This is a genomic window from Chitinophaga rupis (assembly GCF_900109685.1).
GTDB classification, from domain to species: Bacteria; Bacteroidota; Bacteroidia; order Chitinophagales; family Chitinophagaceae; genus Chitinophaga; species Chitinophaga rupis.
Genome location: NZ_FOBB01000004.1, coordinates 468,697 through 493,010 on the forward strand (window position 1 = coordinate 468,697; position 24,314 = coordinate 493,010).

23 protein-coding genes are annotated in these 24,314 nt (G+C 47.6%); 11 read left to right on the forward strand and 12 right to left on the reverse strand.

Annotated elements, in window-relative coordinates:
- Nucleotides 1-6: 6 nt before the first annotated feature.
- Nucleotides 7-1,377 (forward strand): sigma-54-dependent transcriptional regulator, encoded by a 1,371-nt coding sequence (locus BMZ54_RS18745; protein ID WP_089915306.1) that lies wholly within the window; start codon nucleotides 7-9, stop codon nucleotides 1,375-1,377.
- A 4-nt stretch (nucleotides 1,378-1,381) separates the two neighbouring features.
- Here BMZ54_RS18745 and BMZ54_RS18750 read toward each other — a convergent pair whose 3' ends face one another.
- Together BMZ54_RS18750 and BMZ54_RS18755 are read right to left on the reverse strand one after the other, a co-directional pair.
- On the reverse strand, nucleotides 1,382-2,491 hold the full coding sequence (locus tag BMZ54_RS18750; RefSeq protein WP_202909288.1) for a fatty acid desaturase family protein: 1,110 nt from the start codon (nucleotides 2,489-2,491) through the stop codon (nucleotides 1,382-1,384).
- A gap of 81 nt (nucleotides 2,492-2,572) precedes the next feature.
- Nucleotides 2,573-3,553 (reverse strand): TolB-like translocation protein, encoded by a 981-nt coding sequence (locus tag BMZ54_RS18755; RefSeq protein ID WP_143081064.1) that lies wholly within the window; start codon nucleotides 3,551-3,553, stop codon nucleotides 2,573-2,575.
- A gap of 217 nt (nucleotides 3,554-3,770) precedes the next feature.
- On the opposite strand from BMZ54_RS18755, the gene BMZ54_RS18760 reads away from it, so the two are divergent.
- Both BMZ54_RS18760 and BMZ54_RS18765 read left to right on the forward strand, forming a co-directional pair.
- On the forward strand, nucleotides 3,771-5,711 hold the full coding sequence (locus BMZ54_RS18760; protein WP_162277604.1) for a tetratricopeptide repeat-containing sensor histidine kinase: 1,941 nt from the start codon (nucleotides 3,771-3,773) through the stop codon (nucleotides 5,709-5,711).
- Nucleotides 5,692-6,333, forward strand: coding sequence for a response regulator (locus BMZ54_RS18765; RefSeq protein ID WP_089915314.1), 642 nt, complete (start codon nucleotides 5,692-5,694; stop codon nucleotides 6,331-6,333). Before BMZ54_RS18760 ends, BMZ54_RS18765 begins: the two co-directional genes overlap by 20 nt.
- Before the next feature lie 72 nt (nucleotides 6,334-6,405).
- Here BMZ54_RS18765 and BMZ54_RS18770 read toward each other — a convergent pair whose 3' ends face one another.
- The 3 genes from BMZ54_RS18770 to BMZ54_RS18780 are packed head-to-tail and all read right to left on the reverse strand — an operon-like array spanning nucleotide 6,406 to nucleotide 10,187.
- On the reverse strand, nucleotides 6,406-7,932 hold the full coding sequence (locus BMZ54_RS18770) for a sulfatase family protein (RefSeq protein WP_089915318.1): 1,527 nt from the start codon (nucleotides 7,930-7,932) through the stop codon (nucleotides 6,406-6,408).
- Between the two features lie 15 nt (nucleotides 7,933-7,947).
- Nucleotides 7,948-9,960, reverse strand: a complete 2,013-nt coding sequence (locus BMZ54_RS18775; protein ID WP_089915321.1) for a beta-L-arabinofuranosidase domain-containing protein — start codon at nucleotides 9,958-9,960, stop codon at nucleotides 7,948-7,950.
- A gap of 5 nt (nucleotides 9,961-9,965) precedes the next feature.
- Nucleotides 9,966-10,187: a penicillin acylase family protein gene (locus BMZ54_RS18780; protein WP_089915324.1), complete on the reverse strand. Its 222-nt coding sequence runs from the start codon at nucleotides 10,185-10,187 to the stop codon at nucleotides 9,966-9,968.
- Between the two features lie 115 nt (nucleotides 10,188-10,302).
- On the opposite strand from BMZ54_RS18780, the gene BMZ54_RS18785 reads away from it, so the two are divergent.
- Together BMZ54_RS18785 and BMZ54_RS18790 are read left to right on the forward strand one after the other, a co-directional pair.
- The gene (locus BMZ54_RS18785) at nucleotides 10,303-10,758 is read left to right on the forward strand and encodes a MarR family winged helix-turn-helix transcriptional regulator (RefSeq protein ID WP_089915328.1); all 456 of its coding nucleotides are present in this window, start codon (nucleotides 10,303-10,305) and stop codon (nucleotides 10,756-10,758) included.
- Nucleotides 10,755-11,600 carry a universal stress protein gene (locus BMZ54_RS18790; RefSeq protein ID WP_089915331.1) on the forward strand — a complete coding sequence of 282 codons (846 nt, stop codon included), beginning with the start codon at nucleotides 10,755-10,757 and terminating at the stop codon, nucleotides 11,598-11,600. Before BMZ54_RS18785 ends, BMZ54_RS18790 begins: the two co-directional genes overlap by 4 nt.
- A gap of 257 nt (nucleotides 11,601-11,857) precedes the next feature.
- Here the strand turns inward: BMZ54_RS18790 and BMZ54_RS18795 are convergent, their stop codons facing one another.
- Nucleotides 11,858-15,091 carry a S41 family peptidase gene (locus BMZ54_RS18795; RefSeq protein WP_089915802.1) on the reverse strand — a complete coding sequence of 1,078 codons (3,234 nt, stop codon included), beginning with the start codon at nucleotides 15,089-15,091 and terminating at the stop codon, nucleotides 11,858-11,860.
- Nucleotides 15,092-15,288: 197 nt separating this feature from the next.
- Here BMZ54_RS18795 and BMZ54_RS18800 point away from each other — a divergent pair, with 197 nt between their 5' ends.
- Nucleotides 15,289-15,957: a ferredoxin reductase domain-containing protein gene (locus BMZ54_RS18800; protein WP_089915333.1), complete on the forward strand. Its 669-nt coding sequence runs from the start codon at nucleotides 15,289-15,291 to the stop codon at nucleotides 15,955-15,957.
- A 17-nt stretch (nucleotides 15,958-15,974) separates the two neighbouring features.
- Here the strand turns inward: BMZ54_RS18800 and BMZ54_RS18805 are convergent, their stop codons facing one another.
- Genes BMZ54_RS18805 through BMZ54_RS18815 form a run of 3 tightly spaced genes read right to left on the reverse strand, consistent with a single transcriptional unit; the run spans nucleotide 15,975 to nucleotide 17,247 of the window.
- The gene (locus BMZ54_RS18805) at nucleotides 15,975-16,430 is read right to left on the reverse strand and encodes an NUDIX hydrolase (RefSeq protein WP_089915335.1); all 456 of its coding nucleotides are present in this window, start codon (nucleotides 16,428-16,430) and stop codon (nucleotides 15,975-15,977) included.
- 45 nt (nucleotides 16,431-16,475) lie between these two features.
- Nucleotides 16,476-16,808 (reverse strand): ArsR/SmtB family transcription factor, encoded by a 333-nt coding sequence (locus BMZ54_RS18810; RefSeq protein WP_089915339.1) that lies wholly within the window; start codon nucleotides 16,806-16,808, stop codon nucleotides 16,476-16,478.
- Nucleotides 16,795-17,247: an SRPBCC family protein gene (locus BMZ54_RS18815; protein WP_162277605.1), complete on the reverse strand. Its 453-nt coding sequence runs from the start codon at nucleotides 17,245-17,247 to the stop codon at nucleotides 16,795-16,797. Before BMZ54_RS18815 ends, BMZ54_RS18810 begins: the two co-directional genes overlap by 14 nt.
- 257 nt (nucleotides 17,248-17,504) lie before the next feature.
- Between BMZ54_RS18815 and BMZ54_RS18820 the strand changes: the two genes are divergently transcribed.
- Nucleotides 17,505-17,711 (forward strand): hypothetical protein, encoded by a 207-nt coding sequence (locus BMZ54_RS18820; protein ID WP_089915344.1) that lies wholly within the window; start codon nucleotides 17,505-17,507, stop codon nucleotides 17,709-17,711.
- A gap of 183 nt (nucleotides 17,712-17,894) precedes the next feature.
- The gene (locus tag BMZ54_RS18825; RefSeq protein WP_089915346.1) at nucleotides 17,895-19,544 is read left to right on the forward strand and encodes a carboxylesterase/lipase family protein; all 1,650 of its coding nucleotides are present in this window, start codon (nucleotides 17,895-17,897) and stop codon (nucleotides 19,542-19,544) included.
- 9 nt (nucleotides 19,545-19,553) lie between these two features.
- On the opposite strand, the gene BMZ54_RS18830 is transcribed toward BMZ54_RS18825, so the two are convergent.
- Nucleotides 19,554-20,510, reverse strand: coding sequence for a hypothetical protein (locus BMZ54_RS18830; RefSeq protein WP_089915348.1), 957 nt, complete (start codon nucleotides 20,508-20,510; stop codon nucleotides 19,554-19,556).
- 121 nt (nucleotides 20,511-20,631) lie between these two features.
- Between BMZ54_RS18830 and BMZ54_RS18835 the strand changes: the two genes are divergently transcribed.
- Nucleotides 20,632-20,979: a hypothetical protein gene (locus tag BMZ54_RS18835; protein ID WP_089915351.1), complete on the forward strand. Its 348-nt coding sequence runs from the start codon at nucleotides 20,632-20,634 to the stop codon at nucleotides 20,977-20,979.
- Here BMZ54_RS18835 and BMZ54_RS18840 read toward each other — a convergent pair.
- Complete coding sequence (locus tag BMZ54_RS18840) at nucleotides 20,976-21,965, reverse strand: nucleoside hydrolase (protein WP_089915353.1); 990 nt, start codon at nucleotides 21,963-21,965, stop codon at nucleotides 20,976-20,978. The two genes, BMZ54_RS18835 and BMZ54_RS18840, sit on opposite strands and share 4 nt — an antisense overlap.
- A 133-nt stretch (nucleotides 21,966-22,098) precedes the next feature.
- Here BMZ54_RS18840 and BMZ54_RS18845 point away from each other — a divergent pair, with 133 nt between their 5' ends.
- Nucleotides 22,099-22,566 carry a hypothetical protein gene (locus tag BMZ54_RS18845; RefSeq protein ID WP_089915356.1) on the forward strand — a complete coding sequence of 156 codons (468 nt, stop codon included), beginning with the start codon at nucleotides 22,099-22,101 and terminating at the stop codon, nucleotides 22,564-22,566.
- On the opposite strand, the gene BMZ54_RS18850 is transcribed toward BMZ54_RS18845, so the two are convergent.
- Nucleotides 22,563-23,507 carry a glycoside hydrolase family 43 protein gene (locus tag BMZ54_RS18850; protein WP_089915359.1) on the reverse strand — a complete coding sequence of 315 codons (945 nt, stop codon included), beginning with the start codon at nucleotides 23,505-23,507 and terminating at the stop codon, nucleotides 22,563-22,565. The two genes, BMZ54_RS18845 and BMZ54_RS18850, sit on opposite strands and share 4 nt — an antisense overlap.
- Nucleotides 23,508-23,643: 136 nt before the next feature.
- Here BMZ54_RS18850 and BMZ54_RS18855 point away from each other — a divergent pair, with 136 nt between their 5' ends.
- The gene (locus tag BMZ54_RS18855; protein ID WP_143081066.1) at nucleotides 23,644-24,312 is read left to right on the forward strand and encodes a hypothetical protein; all 669 of its coding nucleotides are present in this window, start codon (nucleotides 23,644-23,646) and stop codon (nucleotides 24,310-24,312) included.
- Nucleotides 24,313-24,314: the final 2 nt, after the last annotated feature.

Here is a 24,314-nt window from a genome sequence, read left to right on the forward strand (position 1 = left end):
TAACATATGAGCAACATCCTGATAGTAGATAATGAGATTAGTATTTGCATGCTGTTAAGAAAGATCCTGAGAAAGCAGGGATTTACGGTAGATACGGCCTTATCCGGCAGTACTGCTCTGCGAATGCTGAAAGAAACAGCGTATGATATTATATTCTGTGACTACCAGCTTAAAGATAAAGAGCTGAACGGTGGTATGCTGATGAATAGTATTCATAAGCTGCATCCGCATGCTGCAGTGGTCATCATGTCGGCCTATCCCAATGTGCGGGTGGCTATACGGATGATCAAAGAGGGCGCTTATGATTACCTGTTAAAACCCTTCAGCGTTGCAGCAGTGCTGGCGTTAACCGGTAAGATCATAAATGATACCAAGTATCCTTTAAAGGATGAGCGCCCTCTTTCCCTTAACCACAATGACCAGTACGTGTATGGGGAAAGCCCTGTTTCCAAAGAGCTATATCACCAGATAGCCATGGTAGCCCCGACCAACTATAGTATTATTATTCTTGGGGAAACGGGTACCGGTAAAGAGGCAGTGGCCAGACTCATACACCTGCAAAGCAAGCGGGCGCACCAGCCTTTTATTGCCCTTGACTGCGGATCCCTTTCTGACGAGCTGGCGTCCAGCGAACTTTTTGGTCATGAAAGAGGCGCTTTTACCGGCGCCGCTACGGAACGGAAAGGCGCTTTTGAGCTGGCACAGGGCGGCACCCTGTTCCTGGATGAGATCACCAATCTTAGCTATCCTATTCAAACTGCTTTATTACGGGTGATACAGGAGCGGGTAGTAAGGAAGGTGGGCAGCCTGAAAGAAATACCGGTAGATATCAGATTGCTGGCAGCCTCTAATGAAAACCCGGTTGTTGCTGTAGCGCGGGGCGCATTCCGGCTGGATCTGTTTTACCGGCTGAATGAATTCAGCGTTTCTGTACCCTCGCTGCGTTCCCGCCTGGAAGACCTGCCTTTATTTATAGCCACCTTTATGCGCGATACCGCAATAACATTAGGTAAAGAAACGGGCCATTTTTCAGCGCAGGCGCTGGCATGCCTGCGTAACTATTCATGGCCGGGCAATATCCGGGAATTGAAGAATGTGATCCGGAAAGCATGCCTGTTAACTACCGATGTACCGGAATGTGATATAACCTCTTTACCTGAAGAGATCATTAATGCCTATAACCCTGTAACGATGGCCCCGCATAGGTTACCGGCCACCAGGAACCATCTGAGGATAAAAGCCGGGAAAACAGCACTCCCGAAAATTATGGTTACTAAAAAACCGGCCGGGGATAATAAAACAAAAGCAGCAGGAGCGCTGCATTTAGACCGCAAAACATTGTGTGATAAACTTCAACTGCCTGATACGCTGAGTTAGCGGATCATTTTCTTCCCAACAACTTCAACATGCCGGCATGCCGGTAAAGCGCCTGTAAAAAAGTACGCTGCTCATTATAGGGTAATCCGTATTCTTTAGCAGTAGCTTTTACTATTGGCGCTATTTTTCTATAATGTACATGGCATACACCGGTAAACAAATGATGTTCTATCTGATAATTGAGGCCGCCTATAAACCAGGACAGTATACGGCTACGGGGGGCATAATTGGTAGTATTGACCAGCTCATGGATCGCCCATGAATCTTCCATACGCAGCGTACCATCCACATTTACCGGTAATGAAAAGGACGATTCCTCCATCACATGCGCGGGCTGAAAAACGCAGGAAAGGAATAATCCCGCTGTAAAGTGCATTAATAAAAATCCAAACACTATTGTATACCAGGGCTGCCCTGATAAGAAAAGGGGCAATACCACGATATATCCGTAATAAAAAACCTTATACAATGTAATGCTGGATATGGCCTGTTTGAGTGATACCTTTTGCTTGATGAGCAGGTTGTGGTGTTTGTAGCGGATAGCCTGCATATAATCCTTTACCGTCATCCAGAACAGGGTCATGATCATATAAAAACCCCAGGCATAAATATATTGATACCGGTGAAACCAATACCGGGGCTGCCGGGGGGAAAAGCGCAACAGGGTAATGCTGTCAATATCTTCATCCAGGCCCGTTATATTGGTGTAGGTATGATGCAGGATATTATGCTGGATCTTCCAGTTCACAGAGTAGCCGCCTATCATTTCCAGGAGATAACCAATGAAACGGTTCACTTTTTTGTGGGAAGAGAAAGAGCCATGATTCGCATCGTGCATAACTGCTGCGCCAATGCCGCACATTCCCCATCCCATCAGGAACCATAAACCCAGGAAGATCCAAATATTATTTGCACCTATACCGGTTACCAGTAAAACGTAAGGCGCTGTGTACAGCAGCAGCATGACGAAGGCCTTTATCCACATGCCGGCGTTAGCGTAAGGGGAGATCTGCTGTGTTTTGAGATACGTATTAACCTTAGTTAATACTGTTTCATAAAAACTATTTTTGCCGCGGGGCGCAAAACGAACTATATCCAGATTTTCCGGCACCATATAAATTAAGATCTGTTAAATGTTAGCACAAAAATTGTACCCCGATCTTAATTACCGGTATATATTCACAATTACTTATTATCAGCGCCATAACATTAACCCGCTGCAGGCTGCAGCACGGTTCTCCCCTTTTTCTATAACCGGTACCACGCGGTTGTCTGCCCCTTCATTTACATTATACAGCTGACCGTCTGCCGGGATGATGACCATATACCAGATATGGCCGAACGGGCCGGTGGTCTGGTACTCCCTGCCCAGCAGCAGGTATTTGCTATCCGGCGAAAAGGTGGGGTATGCTTCTTCGAAATCGCTGTTTGTTACCTGTACCAGGTTCGTGCCGTCTGCATTCATCATCCATACATGATTGCCTATTGTTAAGGCGATCTTTTTCCCATCGGGGCTTGGCGCAAACCCGCCCCAGGAATCATAATTCAGGGTTCTTACCGCATTAGCCTGCGTAAAGGCTGCATTGGTGCGGTACAGGGTTTTATCCATCCTGAAGAGGATGGTATTATCCGGCATCCAGGCAATACTGCCTTCTATTTTCTTTCCCTGGAAAGAGGCGAGGTGGTGCAATACCTGCCCTTTCATGTTCATGATCACAATACCGTCATCAAAGGTTGGGTTTACGGCTATCAGGGTTTCATCATACGACAGGTTGGGGATGGTATAATCCCCATCTGTAGGGTAATATTCAAACTGACTGATGATGGCGCCATCGCTGACGTTCTTAAATGTATACAGGTTAGCATCGTAATTATCCCGCGCATCGCCGGATACGATCATGCGCTTGCCATCCTGGCTGATATCTACCCCATTAACACTGTTATCGTCCGGCAGCACGGTGCTTTTAACATGGCTTTGCAGGTTTATTTTCAGGATGCCTTCCGTTGCCCAATCGTAGATAATTTCACCGGGAAATTGTTGTGCGGGTGGGTTATTGGGATTATTGGGGTTGTTGGGATTATTGGGATCGTCAGGGCCATTATTATCTTTTTTACATGCAGTAAAAATAAACAGCCCCAATAATACCAGGCAATACTGCAGCTTTATTACTTTCATGGTTACACGTTTATTTGTGATGTTCTGCTGGTTGTAATAATATGGTGGTAACAAACAACAGATGTTTTTTGGTAGCGCTAAGTTCCAACCAAACCAGCCGCCGGACAATCCTCAGAAACACAGATTTTTTTCTAAGGGTTTTCCGGTATTTTTCAGGGGGCATAAACAGAAAAGTAACAAAGCGCTTATATTTACTCCAGGGGTAAAACACTATCATTTGCGTTTAGGCATCATTATAACAGGTTTGTTCCTGTCCATTGTAATATTGAATGGATCTGCACAACAGCGCCCTTATACGGATAGCCTGCAGCAGCTTTTGCAAACAACCGGCACTGATACTGCCAAAGCCAGCCTGCTTTTCCTGCTCTCTGATCACTGGGCGGATAAAGACACTACAAAGGCTTTGCAATATGCCCGCCAGGCCTTAAAGCTGGCAAAAGGCGATCTTTATTACGAAGGACTGGCGCACTTTTACCTGGGGGGCGCTTATTTTGATATTAATGTGGCGCGCAGCCAGCAGGAATATTTGCTGGCCGATAAATTACTGGCGCCTTATACTACCCAACGCGCTTACTGGTTCCGCTCCCGCGCATGGCATAACTACGGTGTGCAGGAACAGAAAAAAGATAACAGCAGGGGATTTATGAACATACTGCTGAACAAGTCCATACCACTAGCCATCCTTTCCGGCGACAGTGTAAAGATGGCCTGGAACTATATGGATGTAGGCCTGGTGCTTTCCAATTATAACGATTATAACAAGGCATTTTTCTATTACAATAAAGCGCTGGCTCCTTTGCGCCGCATACAGCCACATTCCGAAGAATTAGCGGATTGTTATATGAACATGGCGAAGACCAGTCTCCTGGGCAACCATACCGCGCGCGCCAAACCATTGCTGGACAGCGCTTTCTGCATCCTGTCCCTGCATCCGCTATCTACCTACCTGCCTGTGTACTACCAGATCGCCGGTATGTATTTCCGGCATAACGGGGAATGGCAAAAGGCTATTGACACCCTGAACAAAGGGCTGGCGCTGGCCGCACAGCTGCACCGCAGCTATGACGCGTTCAGCATTCAATATGAGCAGTACGAGGTATATAAGCTGCAGCACAATTTTCCGCTGGCTAAAAAAGTATTGCTGGCATTATACCAGCAGCACAATGAGCTGCCGCTGAACCACAACAAACTACGGTTCCTGTACGAGCTGGCCGCTACAGAAGCCGCTTTAGGCAACATGAAAGCAGCCTATGAATGGCAGCAGCAGTACAGCATATTGTCCGACAGCCTGCATGCCGCCAAAACAGAAACGGATATTGCGGCGCTGGAAGCCAGCTACCAGTTTGCGCAAAAAGAAAAGGAAGTGCTGATCCTGAACAACCGTGCCCGCATACAACAGCTGCTGCTATGGGGTGGTGGTATACTTTTTATAGTAACGCTGCTGTTCTTTATTTACCTGTTCAAACAACGGAAAATTAAAACCACACAGCAGCTAAAGCTGTTACAGCAACAGCAGCAAAATGCCGTTACGCATGCTTTGCTGCAAGGCGAGGAACGGGAACGGCGGCGCCTGGCCCGCGACCTCCATGATGGCCTGGGCGGCATGCTGGCAGGCGTAAAGATCAACTTATCAGAAGTAACTTTTGATACACAGGCCAGGGACAACAGTACACTGCTGCATAAGATCAGCGGGCAGCTGGATAATTCAGTTACAGAGCTGCGGCGCATTGCCCGTAACATGATGCCGGAATCATTATTACGTTCCGGGCTGGAAGCCGCCCTGAGCGACCTTTGCCAGTCTGTTAGCACAGACAAGTTAAAGGTGGACCTTGCTATGCTGAATATAAATGCAGCCATTCCCAAACAGGTACAGCTGATCATTTACCGGATTATACAGGAGCTGCTGGCCAACATTATGCGGCATGCAGGCGCCACAGAAGTATTTATACAATGCAGCCAGCACGATGAGCTTTTTTATATAACGGTAGAGGATAATGGCAAAGGTTTTGAACCTGCTCTTTTAACAGATCAAAAGGGGCTGGGATTAGCCAATATCCGGCACCGGGTGGATTTCCTGCAGGGGATCCTTGAAATAGATTCCGCACCCGGTAAGGGAACGGTTATAAATATTGAAATAAATGTTGCAGAAAAAAACTGATATAGCGGTAGTGATCGTAGAAGACCATTCTATTGTAGTAGAAGGCTTGTGCAGTATTTTGCAGAACGCGGAAGGCATCCGTATCAGCGGTACTTTTATGGATGGCGGATCTGCGCTGGCATTCCTGGACGCCAATGCAGTGGATGTAGTGCTGCTGGACATCAGCCTGCCGGAAATGTCGGGAATAGAGGTTTGTAAAGCTATTAAAGCCAAACATCCGGACACCCGGGTAATTGCGCTTACCAACCACACGGAAAAAAGCGTGATCCGGGAAATGCTGGAGAACGGGGCTGATGGTTACCTGCTGAAGAACACTTCCAAGAAAGACCTGATCAGCGCCATTTTCCAGGTGCTGGACAACCAGTTCACCATGAACAGTGAAGTGCAGAAAATACTGTTTGCCCCTTCTGCCAAAAGCACGGATGTACCGCGGCTTACTAAAAGGGAAAAGGAAATTCTGCAGCTGGTAAGCGAAGGCGCCACTACGGCGGCTATTGCAGCGCAACTGTTTGTAAGCCCGCAAACCGTTGAAACGCACAGGCGGAACCTGATGCAGAAGTTTAAAGTAAATAATTCATCCGCGCTGGTGCGCAAAGCCATTGCACAACAGATCATTCAATAATAACCCGTTTTAATGCTTGCCTGTCGTACCTACAACTGCAGCCCTCCGCCTTCAGCGCGGAGGGTTCTTTATTTATTGCTGATCCATGATCTTCAATGCCTCCCCATCCTTATACTCCTGTATCAGCTGCCGCAGCTGCTGTTTTAAAGTAGCGGTAACCTGTTTATAAGCTGCCTGCCCGTACAGGTTATGCATTTCCTGCGGGTCTTTTTTCAGGTCATAAAGCTCCCAGGTATTGGTTTGATCATAGAACCGTACCAGGGTATATTTTTCTGTACGGATGCCAAAGTGCGGGTATACATGGTGCGGCTGTGGAAACTCGTAGTAATGATAATAGGCCGCTTTGCGCCAGTTCTTTGTATCTCCTTTCAGTAAGGGCAAAAAAGAGGCGCCCTGCATTTCTGCAGGCGCGGGTACACCGGCTATATCTAAAATAGCAGGCGCCCAGTCAATATTCACCATCAGCTGCGGAATAGTAGTACCCGGCTGTACTACGCCCGGGTAGCGGATTACAAAGGGCGTGCGTAAAGATTCTTCGTAAATAAAACGCTTATCAAACCAGCCATGTTCTCCTAAATAAAATCCCTGGTCAGAGGCGTAGATCACTACCGTATTTTTTGATAAGCCGCTTTGATCCAGGTAATCCAGCAGCCGGCCAATGTTACGGTCCAGTGAGCGGGCGGTGGCTAAATAATCTTTCAGGTAACGCTGGTATTTCCATTTTACCAGGGCATCACCGCTTAGTTTTTTCGCATCAAATTCTTTGCTCACCTTACCTTCATAATAATCCATGAAGGCCTTTTTCTGTTCCGGGTTAAAACGGTTGTAGATGCCGCTTTTTTCATAATCGGCATGCACTTTCAAATCTTCTTTCAGGCGCATGGTATTCGCAATGGTCATGTCCTGGTTCTGCGCGGCTATGCGGCCTTTATAATCATCTTTAAAATTAGCAGGCAAGGGAAAATCAACATTATCATAGGCGCCCAGGTCCTGAAGATCCGGCAGCCATTCGCGGTGAGTAGCCTTTTCCCCTACTACCATAAAAAACGGTTTGCTGGTATCCCGCTGCTGCAGCCAGTTAATGGAAAATTCTGTTATAAGGTTGGTTACATAACCGCTGGCACGGGAAGTATCGCCGCCAATTTTTATAAAATCAGGGTTGTAGTACTGGCCCTGGCCGGGCAAAATATTCCAGTAGTCAAAGCCTTGCGGCAGGCTTCCCAGGTGCCACTTCCCTATCCAGGCGGTCTGGTAATTATGCTGCTGCAAAATGCGGGGGAACAGCTCCTGCGATATATCGAACTTCTTTTCATTCAGCGTATAACCGTTCAGGTGACTATACTTGCCGGTAAGCAGCGTAGCGCGGCTGGGGCCGCAAATGGAATTGCCTACCAGCGCATTTCTGAAAAGAGCGCCACCCCGCGCAATACGGTCTATGTTGGGCGTTTGAATCAGCTTACTTCCATATGCGCTAATGGCCTGGTAAGCATGATCATCTGACAGGATGAAAATGATATTGGGCTGCGTGGTTTTCTTTTGCGCATAGCTGCTGATGAACAGCAATAACAACGCGGGCAAAAGCTGAACAAACTTTTTCATATAATTATTTATCGGTTATCTGTTTCCTACTACCGGGAACTGGGCTATGCGCAGCTGCGTACAGCCATAGGGCACCAGTATAATGTCTTCCGGGTCCTGCGCAGCTTCCATATGGTAGGTAACGCTGAAGGGAATAGGACCTGTCATATCGTTATACAATTGCCAGGATGGTATACGCCGGGCTTTTGTTTTCAGGATCACCGGTGCATTTTCCAGGTCCCAGGGGTAAGTGGCTACCCTGTTTTGCTTTTCCACGCTAAAGCTGGCTTCCAGCTTATCATCCGGCACCTCTATCAGCCCATAGTTCCAGGGCGTAGTGGGATGCACTTCGTAATACTCCGCACCATAATCTACCGGATCCTTATCGTTCTTTACCTTTTTTATGGATGTTCCAATTTTTAACGCATAGGTTAAAGGGCCGCGCTCTACCGACATAGAATTTTCATACCAGTTCTCTTTAAAAATATGCATGGGCAGTGCCAGCTCCACCACATCGCCGGAAGTCCAGGCGCGGTTGATCTTTACTATCTGATTGCTGTTAGCTTCCTGTAATACCTTGCCATTTACTTTTACAACAGCTCTTGTACACCATTTGGGTATGCGCAGGTGAAGGGGGAAATTAACGGTCCCTCCCTTATCTGTAGTAATGGTGAATTGAATAGCTTCTTCAAAGGGGTAATTAGTGGTTTCCTTTACCGTAACTTCCCGGCCATTGGCTACGTGGGCTTTTACCTCGCAGGGTGCGTACAGTAATGCCGCCAAACCCTTATCAGCAGTGGCATACCAGAGGTTTTGGGTAAACTTTGGCCAGCCCTGGTGCATGTTGGAAGTACAGCAGGGATAGCCGGAGAGCAAACCATAACATACATCTGTACCATCATGGTTAATATCAAAATTGCGGATGTGGCGGGAGATCATAACCTGGTTGGCCTGCTGAAAATACTGGCGGTTCATACAATCTGCCGTTACCTGTGTGGGTAATGCATTAAAGGCAATTTTTTCAATATGGTCTGCATACGCTACGCTGCCTGTAATTTCCAGCATGTTTTCCAGCGAAAACATCATTTCCACAGCGGAGCATAATTCAGAGCCCTGTGTGGGATTGTTGCCGTGCAAGGCTTCATCGCCCCCATACATACCATTGGCCTGCCCGTTAAATTTACGCAGGTCCTGTAATCCTTTATCCGTTGCCGTTATATACTGCTGCTGCGGGTGCTGCTGGTAGTAAATGAGCGGCTCTTTCATGCCCTGGGCCAGGTTTACGCCGTGAATGCTGCCGGGAGTGGCTAACAGATCGCCCTGCAGGAAAGCGCTGGTATAATCAAAGGTTTGTTTGTGCAGCAGGTCGCCCAGCTGCAGCAGGAATTTATCGCCGGTGATGTTGTATAACCAGTATACCACCATCAGGTTATCGCCGCCACGGTAGCGGGCCCAGAACGACCAGTGATCCAGCGGTTTTTGTGGCAGCTCCTTTAGCTGGTACTTAAAGTAGCGGGTCATTAAGGTGATCACGCGCGGGTCCTGCGTGGCCATATAGTATTGCTTCAGCACTTTCAGCATCACCATTTTAGGCCACCAGTCGCGGCTGTTATCGCGGTTCAAACCTGCTTCGTAGGGGTAATCCTGAGAGGGGCCAAAATAACCGTCGGGCTGCTGGCTTTTGATAGCCCATTCCACCCAGGGTTTTACTTTTGCGATGAGCTGCTGATCATCCAGAATATAGGCCAGCGGCAGCAATCCATCTATCCAGTAAGGGCCCCGCTCCCACTGGTCGCCATCGCCACCCAGCCAGCCGTTGCGCTCATTCATTACCAGCGGGTACAGCTCATCCAGCTTACCCGTCATGCCATTTTTTTGCCGTACCAGCATTTCCTTTAACCAGCCCTGTGGCTTAATGGCGCCCAAAGGCAGCTCTATATAAGGGTTAGGGCGCAGGGGTGCGCGGTTGGTAATATAAGTTTTATCCTGTGCATGGGTGTGCAGGGTAATGAACATGAGTACCAGTGGAATTAGCTGTCTTATTTTCATCCTGTTCAACGGGTTTGAGGATGAACAAGATAGAAAAATTCCCTAAATATTGATGCTGCGTTCCGCTCTAATGGTATTTCACAGTAGCTCAGCTGGTGTATGTAAGCGTTCACGCCTTTTGTATAAGCCGTCAGCGCCTCTTTGGTAAGAGGATTGGCGTTTATTACTTTCAGCGGTTGTTTGGCCGCTTCCGGGATGTCTATCCTGGAAGCGGCTGGTTCTTCCATCAAAATACGCGTGTTAAATTAGTTTTATTTCAAACCAATTATCCGTACCTTTGTTTCCGGGTGAGCCTGGCAGCTGCCCGCCCCCCTAACTGCAAAAAGCAATAAATTTGTTTGTATGAACACTACGAACAATATTACCGAACTGGCGCGTGACCTCACAAGATCTGTCCGGGAAATGCGCTCCATTATGCGGCTGCATATACAGGCCAAGCTCCGGGAATACCAGTTTGATATTTCCTTTGAGCTGCTGGAAATACTGGCCTATTTATGGCGGCAGGATGGGGTGAACCAGCAGGAAATTGCAGACATTATTATTAAGGATAAATCCAGCACCACTTACCTGATCGACAACCTGGTAAAGCGAAACCTGGTAGTACGTACAGCGGATGAAAACGACCGGCGCAATAAGCTCATCTTTTTAACCAAAGAGGGGAAACAGCTGCAGAAACAATTTAACCCGCTGATCACTGAAATGTATGAAACCGCCACGGCTGGCATATCTTCCGGTGTAATGGAAAAGGCAATTGTGATGTTAAATAAAATGAATGACAACCTGAAACAAACATTATGAAAACATTACTCATCCCTGTAGACTTCACCGATACTGCGGAGAATGCGGTGAACTTTGGCGCAGCCTGGTGCAAACGGTACGACTATACGCGCATTATACTGCTGAAAACTTTTTATGACAATATATTTGACCAGATCGTACTATCGGCGGAATATGCGGTGAACCAGGATTACCGGCAGCAGGAACGGCAGGATGTGCTGGACCACCTGGAATCCCTGCGCCAGCGGGTAGCTTCCAGGGTAGATAAGGATGTAGCCATACTCACCGTTGTAAGCGAGGTACCTATGTTACGCGCCATCCTGGATACGATACGCGATGAAAAAGCAGATACCCTGCTGCTGGGCAGCGATAACTACAACTATTCCAGCGGCAGTATTGTAGCCGGCCATGTGGTAAGCATTGCCAAAGTAAGTCCTATTAAAGTACTGGTGGTACCGGCTGGCTATACCTACCAGCCTGTTGAAACCGCGCTGGTTCCGGTAGACTTTAATGCGCTGCAGCCTTTAAGCCGGTTTAGCCATGTACAAACCTCTCCAACCTGGGGCGACACTAAATTACTGGTGCTGAATGTTGACCCGGAAGAAACCTATTTACACCCGGATGAAACCTTCCGCGAAAAAGAAGAGAACCTGCATACCTACCTGCAGGATTTTTCACATGAGCTGCATTACAGCAATGAGCCGGACCTCCTGAACGGAGTACGCCAGTTCATACAGGCGCACCCGGTACAGCTGGTAATAGCCCTGCCGGGCAAGCACAGCTTCCTGTATTCCCTTACCCATAAAAGTATTTCCGAAGCCATTTACAAAAATGCACAGGAGCCGGTATTGATCCTGAAGTAGTGACCATTTGTTATAGTTGAGCCGTTACAGTGAAAGGCTGTAACGGCTTTTTCTTTTTGCCAGCTTGGGATAAGTGATTAAATTGATAATGAAGAATGAATTATTAATAATCACAAGGCAGGCATTCGTAAATGGAAGTGCTTCGTATTGATAATGCAGGAAAGTTAATAATTAACTGTACCCTATCATTATCTGTACGAAGCACTTCTATTTCTCGTATACTTACCCTACGATTACTAATTATTCATTCTTAATTATTAATTCTTTATCTCGGCCAGCATCTCTTTCACCGCTGCTTCCAGCTGCGTATCCTTACCAGCCAGGAAGTCTTCATATTTCAGCGGTACGCGTATATCCGGCTCTACCTGCAGGTTCTCTGTAGGGCGGCCTTCCTTACCGATGGTAGCTACCATCGGGATACCAAATACAATGGTAGGATCTATTTGCTGCTCCCACCAAACGGCCGTACCGGTACCTGCCACAGGCATACCAATTAATTTACCAATATGCCCCTGTTTATAGATGTAAGGGAAAATAAACGCATCGCTATAATTCCCCTCGCTCATCAGCACACAACTGGGCTGTTGCCACTGGCCTTGCGGCTCGCTGCCTTTTACCTTCTCGCTTTGCGGAGCAAACTCAAGGTATTTTTTACCGCTTAAAAAGTTGTACAGGTCATCATGCAGCCAGCCACCGCCATTAAAGCGGGTGTCTACGATCAGCGCCTGCTTGCCGCGGTTCTTACCCATTACTTCATCATATACAGAGCGGAAGCTGGCATCGTTCATGCTTTGTACATGCACATAACCCACTTTGCCGTTACTGAGCTTGTCCACCATTTTACGCGTGTTCTGTACCCAGCGTTTATACATCAGCGTATTTTCTTCACCGGCGCTGATGGCTTTTACGGTTTCTTCCCAGCGTTTTTGGGTAGCCGGGTTGTACACGCTTACCAATACATTATTACCGGCTTTGCGGTTTAACAGTACCGACCAATCCATTTGCGGAGTAATGGTAATGCCATCTATCTTTTCAATGATGTTGCCTTTTTCCAGCTTACTGCCTGAGCGGTCAAACGGGCCGGCGGGAATGATCTCATCTACCTTCAGGCCATCTTCCCTGTAAGTTTCATCAAACAGTAAACCAATGGAAGCGGTGTTATCGCCATCCGGGCGCTGAGGCGAATAACGGCCACCGGTATGGGAACCATTCAGCTCGCCCAGCAGCTCGCTCAACAGCTCCTGGAAATCGTAGTTGTTGCTGATATGCGGCAGAAAACGGGCGTAGTTATCGTGGTACATTTTCCAGTCCAGGCCACGCAGCGTAGGATCATAGAATTTCTCCCGCACCTGTTTCCAGGTATGTTCAAAAATATAGGCGCGTTCTGCGGCGGCATCCAGCACCAGCTCTGTTTTAATGTTGATGGGGGTGATCTTCCCCGAAGCAGTTTCCACTTTTACCACGCTGCCGTTGTTGCTTACAAATAAGTTATTACCATCTTTGCTCAGCTCTATGCTACCGGGGCTGCCACCCAGCTTGGCAAGGATCTTTGTATCGCCGGTGCGGGGCTCTGTAACCCACAGGTCGTATCCTTTTTCAAAGGCGGCAGTGTAATACACTTTGCTGCCGTCTTTATTCAGCACATAATCACTAATGGATGCGCTGTTAATGGTAAGGCGCAGCTGCCGGTTCTCAAGGTTCTCAAAATCGGGTTTAAAAAGCGTTTTTGGAGTAGTGGTGTCTTTACCCTTAGCGGTTGAATCCTTGGCTGTTTTTTTATCGCTTTCCTCTTTTTCTTTCAGCAGGTTAAATTCATCTTTCGATAATTTAAAACGGTCGTATGTTTCCTGGTCAAAGAATACTGCGTAAATATCTGTTTCACGGCTACCCTGCCGGGCCAGCGATTTACGGCCTTCCCTGCTGGTTTCCCAGGTGAGCATTTTACCATCGCTGCTCCATTTGCTGTTGCCTTCTCCAAAGCCGCTGTTAATGGGGAACACCGGCGCTCCTTTTCCATCCTGCGGCAATAAGGCTACGTTCCGCACACCAAAATACCCCTGTTGGTCGTCCACGGCAATCCACTTGCCATCCGGGCTCCAGGTAAAGCTCCAGTCGCCATCGGAGTAAGAGTGGTTCTGACCTGCGGGCAGCAGCGTGCGGCTTTTAGCGGATGCCAGGTTATACACTTTCAGCACATTCCGGTTCTCTATATAGGCAATCTCTTTACCGTCCGGTGAGAACACAGGCTGAAATTCCTCTGCTGCCGTGGCAATCAGCGGCTCTTCTTTTAAGAGGGTAGCTGCAAAGAAATAAGGTTCCTCTTTTCTTACAATAGTGCTCTGGTAAATATCCCAGTTGCCGTTACGTTCAGCGGCATACACCAGCCGTTTACTATCCGGCGACCATTCTACCATGCGCTCCTGCTGCGGGGTATTGGTAATGCGTTTGGTCATATTGCCTTCCACGCTGCTTACAAATACTTCTCCGCGGGCAATAAAGGCCATCTCCTTGCCATTGGGGCTCATGGCAAACGCAGTGATATTGCCGCTTACCGGTACAAATTTTTCAGTAGCTGTGCGGCCGTCGTTAAAGATCTTCACATTTACCTTTTGCGGCTGCGCACCTTCTTTCAGCGTATAGATCTCACCGTTATAGGTAAAGCATAAGGTATTATCGCCTGACCTTGACAAATGCCGTACCGGGTGTTTATCAAAATGGGTAAGCTGCTGCGGCTTGTCTTTATCTGCCAGCGCAGCTTTGAACAGGTTCTGTGAGCCGCCGGCCCTTTCGCTCAGGTAATACACCGCATCATCTCCCGCAAAAACCGGCTCACGGTCCTCTCCTTCAAAGGAGGATATTTGCTGATAGCTTTTTTTATTAAGATCATAGATCCAGATATCGCGGGTTACCGAAGATGTATGGTGTTTACGCCAGGGATCCTCATACCCTTTGCGGTCCTGGAATACCAGCTGATCGCCTTTTGTGTTGTAGTGCGCATATTCTGCGCCGGCAGCGCTTAATAATACAGAGCGTCCGCCGGTAACCGGTACGGTGTACAGGTTGTTAAACAGGCGCACATTAAAACGCACACTGCCTGCAGGCGCATTGCGCGGGCTGCCAAACAATACCTGTTTATTGTCGGGTGTAAAATCGTAAGGATAATCTGCCGTGCTGTTAGCTGTTAGCCTCACCGGCGTGCCGCCTGTGGCGGGCATTACAAACACATCAAAGTTGCCATAACGGTCGCTGGCAAAGGCCAGGTATTTGCCGTCGTGGCTCCATACCGGCATCATGTCCTGCGCTTCGTGAATGGTAACCGGTACGGCTACGCCTCCATTCGCATCCACCCGGTAAATATCTCCTTTATAGCCAAAGGCAATGGTTTTACCATCCGGGGAAATAGCGGGGTATCGTAACCATAAAGCATTGTCCTGCGCATAGGTAAGGCCCGCCAGGAGTAGGGCGGCAGCCGTAAAAAGGTACTTGTTCATAAGTTGCTGTAAACAGATTTTGTTGATGGCAATGGGTTGTGCATTGCATTTGAAATGACGCTGAACCTGCAAAATAAAGAAACCGGGCTTTTCCCAAACCGTTAATTGACAAGTGGCTTTAAAGGGGTAACAAAGGCAAGGCGGCGGTTTTTGAACGTCCCATAAAAAAGTTATCTTACCATATAAATACCCCTGCTATGGAAAAACATACCGTTAAAATTATTGGCATACAGCAAGTGACGCATGACGTAAAATGCTTTCGTGTGGAAAAGCCGGCCGGTTATACGTTTGTACCCGGGCAGGCCACAGAGGTATCCGTTAATAAACCCGGCTGGGAAGAGGAGGCGCGGCCTTTTACCTTTACGGCCCTGGAAGATGCGCCCTGGCTGGAATTTACCATTAAAGGGTATGCGGATCATAACGGGGTTACCCACCAGCTGCACCAGCTGGCGGAGGGAGATGAGCTGATATTGCGGGATGTATGGGGCGCCATTGAATATAAAGGCCCCGGTTATTTTATTGCCGGCGGTGCGGGCATCACTCCGTTCATAGCCATTTTGCGCATGCTGCATAAAGAAAATAAGATCGCAGATAACATCCTCTTTTTCTCCAATAAAACAGCTGCTGATATTATTTATGAAGATGAGCTAAACCAGATCTTAGGCCGCAATGCGCGTTTTACCCTTACCCGTGAAAAGAAAGAAGGCTACGAGAACGGTATTATTAACCGCGCTTTCCTGGAATCCAGGATCTCCGATTTCAGCAAACACTTTTATGTATGCGGGCCCGATAAAATGATACAGGATATTAATACGGCGCTGGAAGCGCTGGGCGCTAAACCAGACCTGCTGGTGTTTGAGAAATGATCGTTGTGGCTTTCCCGTTAGAGCAATGTTTCCAGCTCATCTAAAAAAGCGGCTTGCCGTTCATTCATCATTTGCCTTGCCTCTGATAAGGTAAACCAGGCGGCTTTATCCACTTCCGGGAAGCTGCGTTTTTTACCGCTGCGGGGCGGCCATTCCAGCTCAAAGGTATTGCTTACAATGCCTGCCGGGTCCAGCTCCCCGCTTACGGCCCAGCATTGCACCACCTTACCTCCCTTTTGTTTAATGGCTTTCAGCGGAATGAATTTGCCGGAAGGCCGGTAACCGGTTTCCTCTTCAAACTCACGGATAGCGGCATCCAGCGGAGCTTCGCTTTCCGGATACTCTCCTTTGGGAATGGTCCAGCTGCCGGCGTCTTTCTTAGCAAAGAAAGGGCCGCCGGGATGTACCAGCAATACCTGTAGCTGGGATGCCTGTTTTCTGTATAATAAGATACCGGCGCTTTGTTTAGCCATAACATAGTTGTTAACTGCGTAAAGCTACGGCAAATGTTGGACCGCCTACTTTTTTGCGTGCCGGGTTTTTAAGAAAACTTCCAGCTGTTTCAGCTGTTTAGTCCAGTAGGTTTCAAAAAAGCTGATCCATTCCTTCAGCTCATCAAAGCCCTGCTGCTGCAGCTCGCAGTACCGCTCCCGCCCCTGTGTGGTAATGGTAATAAAACCGCTGTCGTACAACACTTTTATGTGTTTGGATACCGCGGGCCGGCTGATGTTGAAGTTATCTGCAATAGCGTTAATGTTCTGCTTTTCTTTGGTAAGCATCATTAAGATCTCCCGCCGGTTGGGGTCAGACAGTGCCTGGAAACAATCCACGCTGTATTTACCTTTCGCCATAGCTGTATTGTTGCAATGCTTTTTCCAGTCTTTTGATCACCTTGTTCTTCCAGCCCATTTCCATAATAAAGCTGGCAAAGATATTCCTGGCGCCTTTAAAGCCGGTATGATGCAGGTGCAATTCTGTACCATCATCTTTGGGCACCAGCTTCCAGGTTACCACGGTATCCAGTGTTATTACACCTTCCGAAGGGCCACCCCTGAAAGAGTACGCCAGCTTTTGTAAAGGCACTACTTCCAGCACTTCAAAATACGTTTTACCATCCCATTTCATTTTAGGACGGGGCGGCTGTACCATCATCCACTTAAAACCAACTTCCGGTTTAAAATCACCGGCATTCAGCGACCACTGTTTCAGCAATGATGGTTCGGTTAAGCATTCCCAGATCGTTTCCAGGGGGTATGGATAAAACCATTTGATGTGAAGATCCCTTTGCATAATATGTAACTTTTGAGTTACCCAAATGTAATATGTAACTTTTGAATTACGCAATTTTTTTACGGAAAATTTTAAAGATCGCGGCATTATTACTGGTAATGAAGGGATTGGTAGTAATTCCACAAAGCTGGGAAAGGGATGCCACAGCGCCCCTGGCTGACCCTGCTTAACGTAGGGTGGCGGCCATTTTGGCCTGTTATTTGGGCTATTTAATTGTAATAGAAACGATCATTCGTTCACCTTAAAAAGTAAGGATCATGACACAGAAAGAAAAGGATAATAATAAGGGATACAATCAATTCAGGAAAGAAAACCTGACCGGGAAAGCAGAACAATCTGAAGCTGCCATTGAGCAGACAGAACGTGAACGGCATAATAAGGGGGCAGATCAGACACGGCCTGACTTAACCAAACAGCAAGATGAACTCAAACACACAAAAGAGAGCCGTAAACATTCCCATTAAATTTCAGTTTTTATTAATCAATAATCTTTCCCGGAGGTTGCTGTAATGTACAGCAGCCCGATGTTAAAAGGGCGCAGACATTTACCTGCGCCCTTTTTTTGTACCTGCTAAAATTGGATAGCTGCTGCAAAAAACATAAATTGATGATCTAACCAAATGCAATCGGCGTCTAATCCGTTAACCATGAAAAAAGTATTTCCACTTATATTACTGGCTTGCCTGGGCAGTATGCTTACCTTATTACAGGCCCAGACCAAAACAACCGCTGCTGCACCGGCCGTGAAAACAGCCAATGGCGTTCTTACCGGTATCATTGAAAAAAGCGGGGTGCGTGCGTATAAAGGCATTCCCTTTGCTGTGCCGCCGGTGGGCAATTTAAGATGGCAGCCGCCACAGCCCCCTGCTAACTGGACGGGTATACGAAAAGCAGATCACTTTGCGCCGCGCACCATGCAGGCAGCTGTTTTTGGCGACATGGGTTTCCGTTCCGATGGCATGAACGAAGATTGTTTATACCTGAACGTTTGGACGCCTGCACGCAAAAGCAAAACATTACTGCCGGTGCTGGTATATTTTTATGGCGGCGGCTTTGTAGCCGGCGATGGTTCTGAAGCGCGTTATGACGGCGAAAGCATGGCGCAGAAAGGTATTGTAGCGCTTACGGTGAATTACCGTTTAGGCGTGTTCGGTTTCCTTTCCCACCCGGAGCTTACAAAAGAATCGCCCAGCCGCGCTTCCGGTAATTATGGCCTCATGGACCAGTGGGCTGCATTAAAATGGGTACAGGAAAACATAGCGGCTTTTGGCGGTGATCCCAAAAGAGTGACCATTGCAGGCGAATCCGCCGGCTCCATTGCCGTAAGCGCGTTAATGGCCTCTCCCCTGTCAAAAGACCTGTTTGCAGGCGCTATTGGTGAAAGCGGTTCCGTACTGGGCGCTTTGTCTGCCATGCCCCTTTCAAAAGGTGAAGCAATAGGCGAAGAATTTGCAAAAAGCATAGGCGCTGCCTCATTGGAAGCGCTGCGCGCATTACCGGCAGATTCATTACTGAAGTTAGCCACCCGCTTTGGCACATTCCGTTTTCCGGTTACGGTAGATGGTTACTTTTTCACCAAAGATCCTTACCAGGTATATGCTGCCGGAGAGCAGGCGCATGTGCCGCTGCTGGCCGGCTGGAACTCGGAAGAAATGGGGTACCGCGCTATGCTGGGTAACCTGCCCCCTACCAAAGAAAATTTTGAAAAAACAGTACAGAAGCTGTACGGCCATGGAGAGGTGAGCGCAGCATTGCTGAAATTATATAACCCTGCTACTGATGCAGACGTAGAACAGGTAGCCACCGACCTGGCCGGCGACCGCTTTATCAGCTTCAGCACCTGGAAGTGGATAGATGAACAGGTAAAGACCGGTCAGCCGGTGTACCGCTATTTGTATTCCCGCCCGCGGCCCGCCATGAGGGCATCTATGGGCAATGCCACTCCGGGATTGGCCGGCGGCGTTATTAAAGATAAAACAACCGCTGCCCCTAAACCACCGGCTGCCAAAGGTGCCGTACATTCTGCTGAAATAGAATATGCTATGGGTAACCTGCCATTGAATAAGGTATATGCGTGGACGCCGGAGGACTATAAAGTATCGGCCATTATGCAGGCTTACTTTGCCAACTTTATTAAGAACGCTGACCCTAACGGCCCTGGATTACCCAAGTGGCCGGCTATAACGGGAACGGATACTGTGCCGGTAATGCATATTGATGTGCGCACACGTATGGAGCCGGATCAGCACCGGCAGCGTTACCTGTTCCTGGACGAGCAGGCGAAACACCCTAAATAAGCTGGTTGCTTAATGAGTGAGCGAGGCAGTAATGGGTTGTTGTAATACATACCCTTTACTGCCTTTATACACATAACACTGTTCCAGTGTGAAACGCGCAGTTTTTTTGCCTTTAACCAGGTTACGCAGCTCTTCCGGTAACCGCTCTGCATCCGGATCTGTGCTGCGGTAAGTACCTTTGGTGGTGATGATGATATCGCGGAAATATTTTTTATCGCTGGCCGGCACTTTATATTCACTGCTCCAGAAAGAATATCCTTCTTCGGCAGTAGTTTCTGTTCTTTCAATACCATAGGCGGCCATAATCTGCTGGTAGCTGCCGTTTAACCCTGCTATTAAATAATAGTCGCCATCAAAAGGGCCGCCGCCAGGGCCGTTCAGGTGTTTCAGTATAAACGCAAACTGGTCTTTCCCTATTTGCAGGAGCTTAGGAGCCGGGCATTGGGAAAAAGCGCCGTAGGCTGCTACTGCGGGCTGAAAAGCTACCAGGTCCCAGCTGCTTTCATGCTGCTCAAACTTAGCCAGCCCTAACAGGCCGCCGGTAAAGCGGGATACCTGCATACCTTCCGGATCATATTCAGAGTGGTTAAAACAAATGACCTTAAACTGCCGGCCGGATGAATCCTGGTAGCTGATCTCGTTAATTAAACGGGTGGCTACGCCTTCACTAAAAGGAAAATCACCTGCTGCATCTTCATTCACATCCGGGTACTTTTTAACTGCGCAGGTTTTACAATCCCAGTTAATGAGCTCATTTTTATAATTGTCTTTACTAAGATTGTAGTACTTACCGGGAAATAGCTGCTGCAGCGCCTTTTGTGCATTAAAGGGCGATGGGACCGTTAAGGTGCGGTGCTGCAGGATGGTATCGCTGATGGTCTTCTTTTGCAGGTCTTCACCGGATTGCGCCTGTACGATAGTTTGTAAGCCGATGGCTAATAACAGAAAGGAAAATAATTGTTTCATATAAAGGAATGAGCAGGCGCAAAGATAGCTGTTTATGTGATTAATGCGCACCGTAGTTACCTCTTGTAACTTTTGCCTATGCAGCCCGTTCTACTTATACCAAAGTTTAAATCTCACCCTTATGAAAAAAATGCTACCCCTCCTGTTATTGTTACTGAGCATCCATGGCATACAATGTAAAAAGGATCATAATACGCCTGCTGTAGTAAAAAACTTACATGCCCAATGCCCGGATTGTGAAATTGAAATATGCAGCTATAATAAGGACATGATCTACGGCTTAACCATTTTAGCCATGGATGCAGGAACTACGCTCTATAACGGCAAAGGGGAAAAGATCGGTGAATGTAATTATGCCTGGGGTCCGGTAGACTCCTTATGTAAACAATTAGATGGCTGCCGTGTCATTTACCGGCCAAAGAATTTTATGGAATTACCGGTGGTGGATAAATACGGTTTGGATGATTAATGCGCCGGCTGGTGATGCATAAGCTCCTCTATTGCCTGCTGTAAAGCGGTGGCCTGATCTGTTAATTCAAGCAAGGTAAATTTATTGCCGGGTATAAGTGTATCCGTACCATCTTTTTCTATCCGCAGGTTCACCTCACGCGTCTTAAACCAGGGATGTATGCCCCGCACAGCCGCAAATACCGCTGTTTGGTCCCAGCTCATACGGCCAATAGTATCCTTATCTTTTGTGAGGGCTATTTGAAAAGCATCCTTTACCGGGCTGTTATGAATGGTATTATTTTTAATCAGGGGAATGCCGGTGCGTACCTGCTCCCCTACTTCAAACGGGCTTAATATTACCGGCGTTTCCCATTGCGCAAATACGGTTTGCGATGCTGCTGCATCTATATAAACATTGTATTCCCGCCCGCTGGTTTTACCGGGTGGTAAGCTGGTGGCCATGGCTACCAGCTGTTTTACCTTTTGTTTTACCAGCTGCCGGCCATTAAGCGCAGAGTACTGATCTGCTTTTGAATTTAACAGGTCGGCCAGGTTAGTGAAAAATCCGATAGTGATAAGCGTTACCGAATGGTCCGGCTGTTGGGCCAGTATACGGCGATACAGCGCCACCGCTTCCATAGCCTGCTGGTTGGAGCGTATGCTATGTGGGTATTTGGCAATAATAGCCTGCGCCCATTGCTGCTGGCAAAGCTCATTGGGCTTTGCACGTTTGGTAACGCCAATGGGTATATGCGGTTTTTTAAAGTAGGTATTCAGCACACTAATGGTGGGCACGGTGGTTTCAAAAGCGTTAGAGGAAATGACGGCCAGTATTTTGGCTTCGCCTTTATCTGCAAAAGCGTGTAACAATGCCATTGCGCCTACATCATCATAATCGCCTGCAATATCGGTATCCAGGATAACTGGAATGGGATGCTGCTGCGCGGAGAGTTGCGTTGTCATCAGCCATAAAAAGATAAATGGTAAGGAGAATTTGCGTGCCATGGTGATGAAGTTAGGTAATATGGGCGATATGTGCAATGCCGGGAGTATATAACTACTTAACCTGCTTAAGTATGATTTACTAACTTTTTTACGATCTTGTTTGAAAATCGTGCTCCTCTAAATTATTACTCTTATGACACGCCAGGAAATGATCGCTTTTAAAACCAGCCTGAAAAAAGCCGGAGAGCGGCTTATTACAGAACGGATTGCAGTGCTAAAAACGGCAATCGATAATGCACAGGAAGCGGCTAACAGCGAAGACAAAAGTTCGGCAGGAGATAAATACGAAACCGGAAGGGCCATGGGCCACCTGCAAAAAGATATGTATGCACATCAACAAACAGAAAATACCAGGGAGCTTGAAAACTTACAGAAAATTAATACGGATATCATCTATACCTCCGCTCAAACAGGCGCTTTTATCCGATGTGCAGATCATTCCTTTTTTATTGCAGCCGGACTCGGTAAACAGCTGATAGATGATCAGTCAATATTCTTTCTTTCACCCAATGCGCCACTCGCAAAATTATTGCTGCACAAAAAAGCGGGAGATCATTTTCTTTTTAATAAACAAGATACCCTGATCCTTGAAGTTTATTAATGAACCTGCAGCCATTCAAACGAACCCCTCTCTGCTTCCAACACATCCGGCCCATCTTTCACTGATTTAAATTGCAGCCCGATAACCGCCGTAGCACGGGGCGAAACGCGATCATCCGAACGATGTGTATGCAGCACGTATTTCATCTTCCCGTTTTTATCAGTGAACACATCACCATGGCCCGTTCCGTTCTGTCCAATGGTATGCCGGCTGATGATGGGGTTACCTGCATATTTTTTCCAGGGTCCCAGGGGGGAGCTGGAAGTAGCATATCCCACTGCATAATCCTTGCTGCGGAAATCATTGGCGGAATAGATCAGGTAATAAACGCTTTTATGCATTAATACGGTTGGTCCCTCTGCTACCGGCCACTTTGATACGGCTGTGTTTTCCCATCCTTCGGCGCTTGCAATACATTCCTTCTCTGTACCAGGTACTACATCAGACAGATCGGACTTCATTTCCGTTACATAGATACGGTTACCATTTTGCAGCTTTACATGATACAGATATATTTTACCATCTTTATCGAAGAACAAAAACGGATCGATCTGTTTGCCGGTGCCGCCCAGGTGGGCAAACTGATCCTGTTTGAACGGACCTTTAGGGCTGGATGCTTTTGCAATCGCTATCTGTTCATCTGCTGTATAGGCCATGTAATAGCTACCCTTGTACTGCACTACCTGCGGCGCCCAGAAACCGCCATTGCCGAAGGATTGGCCGCGCTGCAAGGCAAAGCTGTCCTGCGGCTGGCTCCAGGTTTTCAGGTCTGCAGACTCGTACACCTTAAATCCCCGGTTGCTGCTGGTGCCGTAGAGGTAATACGTTCCCTTATCAGCAAAGATGGTAGGATCCGCCAGGAAGATAGCAGGTTGCTGCCCCATGCTTTTCAGGCCTGTTGCAATGAGGGCCGCCTGAAAGATAGTTTTTAGATAAGCCATAGTGGCGAAATATAGATAATTCTCTTGTTCGGTAGCATACCGTTTGTACAATATTACCAGCAACAGGGGCTGACCCGGCGATAGCTTGGATTATAGTACGATATTTGAAAGAGTAAAGCATAAAAATATGATTGCCATGAAAAGCCTATTGATCATTTCCGCAAGCCTGCTAATATTTACCTGCTGTCAGCAGCAGCCCCGTACCACACAGGAAACAGACACGGCCACAACAGCTGTTCAGCAAACTGTTATTCAGGATACAGCTACCGCGGCTACGAACACGCCTGCTATATCATCCGAAAAATTGGTGACTGCCGGCAAAGGCATCGGCAAAATAAGCCTGGGCAGTAATGCTGATAAGCTGGAGCAATTACTAGGCAAACCGGATTTCTCCGATGCCGCTATGGGCAAAGCCTGGCTTACCTGGTACAGTAAGCGCAGGGATGAGCATAATAACCGGAATGAACTGAACATCTTTACTACCTATGCAGACAGCACCATGCGTACAAAAACGGTAAAGCAAATACGGGTAACTTCTCCTTTTTATATAACGGCAGACAGCCTGCAGGTGTATAATGATCTTGCCCGCATCCGGGAAGTATATCCCGACCTTGTCTCCGAAGGTACCTACAAAGAACAGAAGGGCGGAAAAACGATCCACCTGTATGACGCCATTGCCCAAGGCATTGCTTTTGAAATAGCAGAGGCGAATGGGCAGCAGATCTGTATTAGTATGATCGTACATGAGCCGGGCAAAAAAGTAACGGATATATACATCACCTTACACCCGGATCTGAAAAAGTAGCC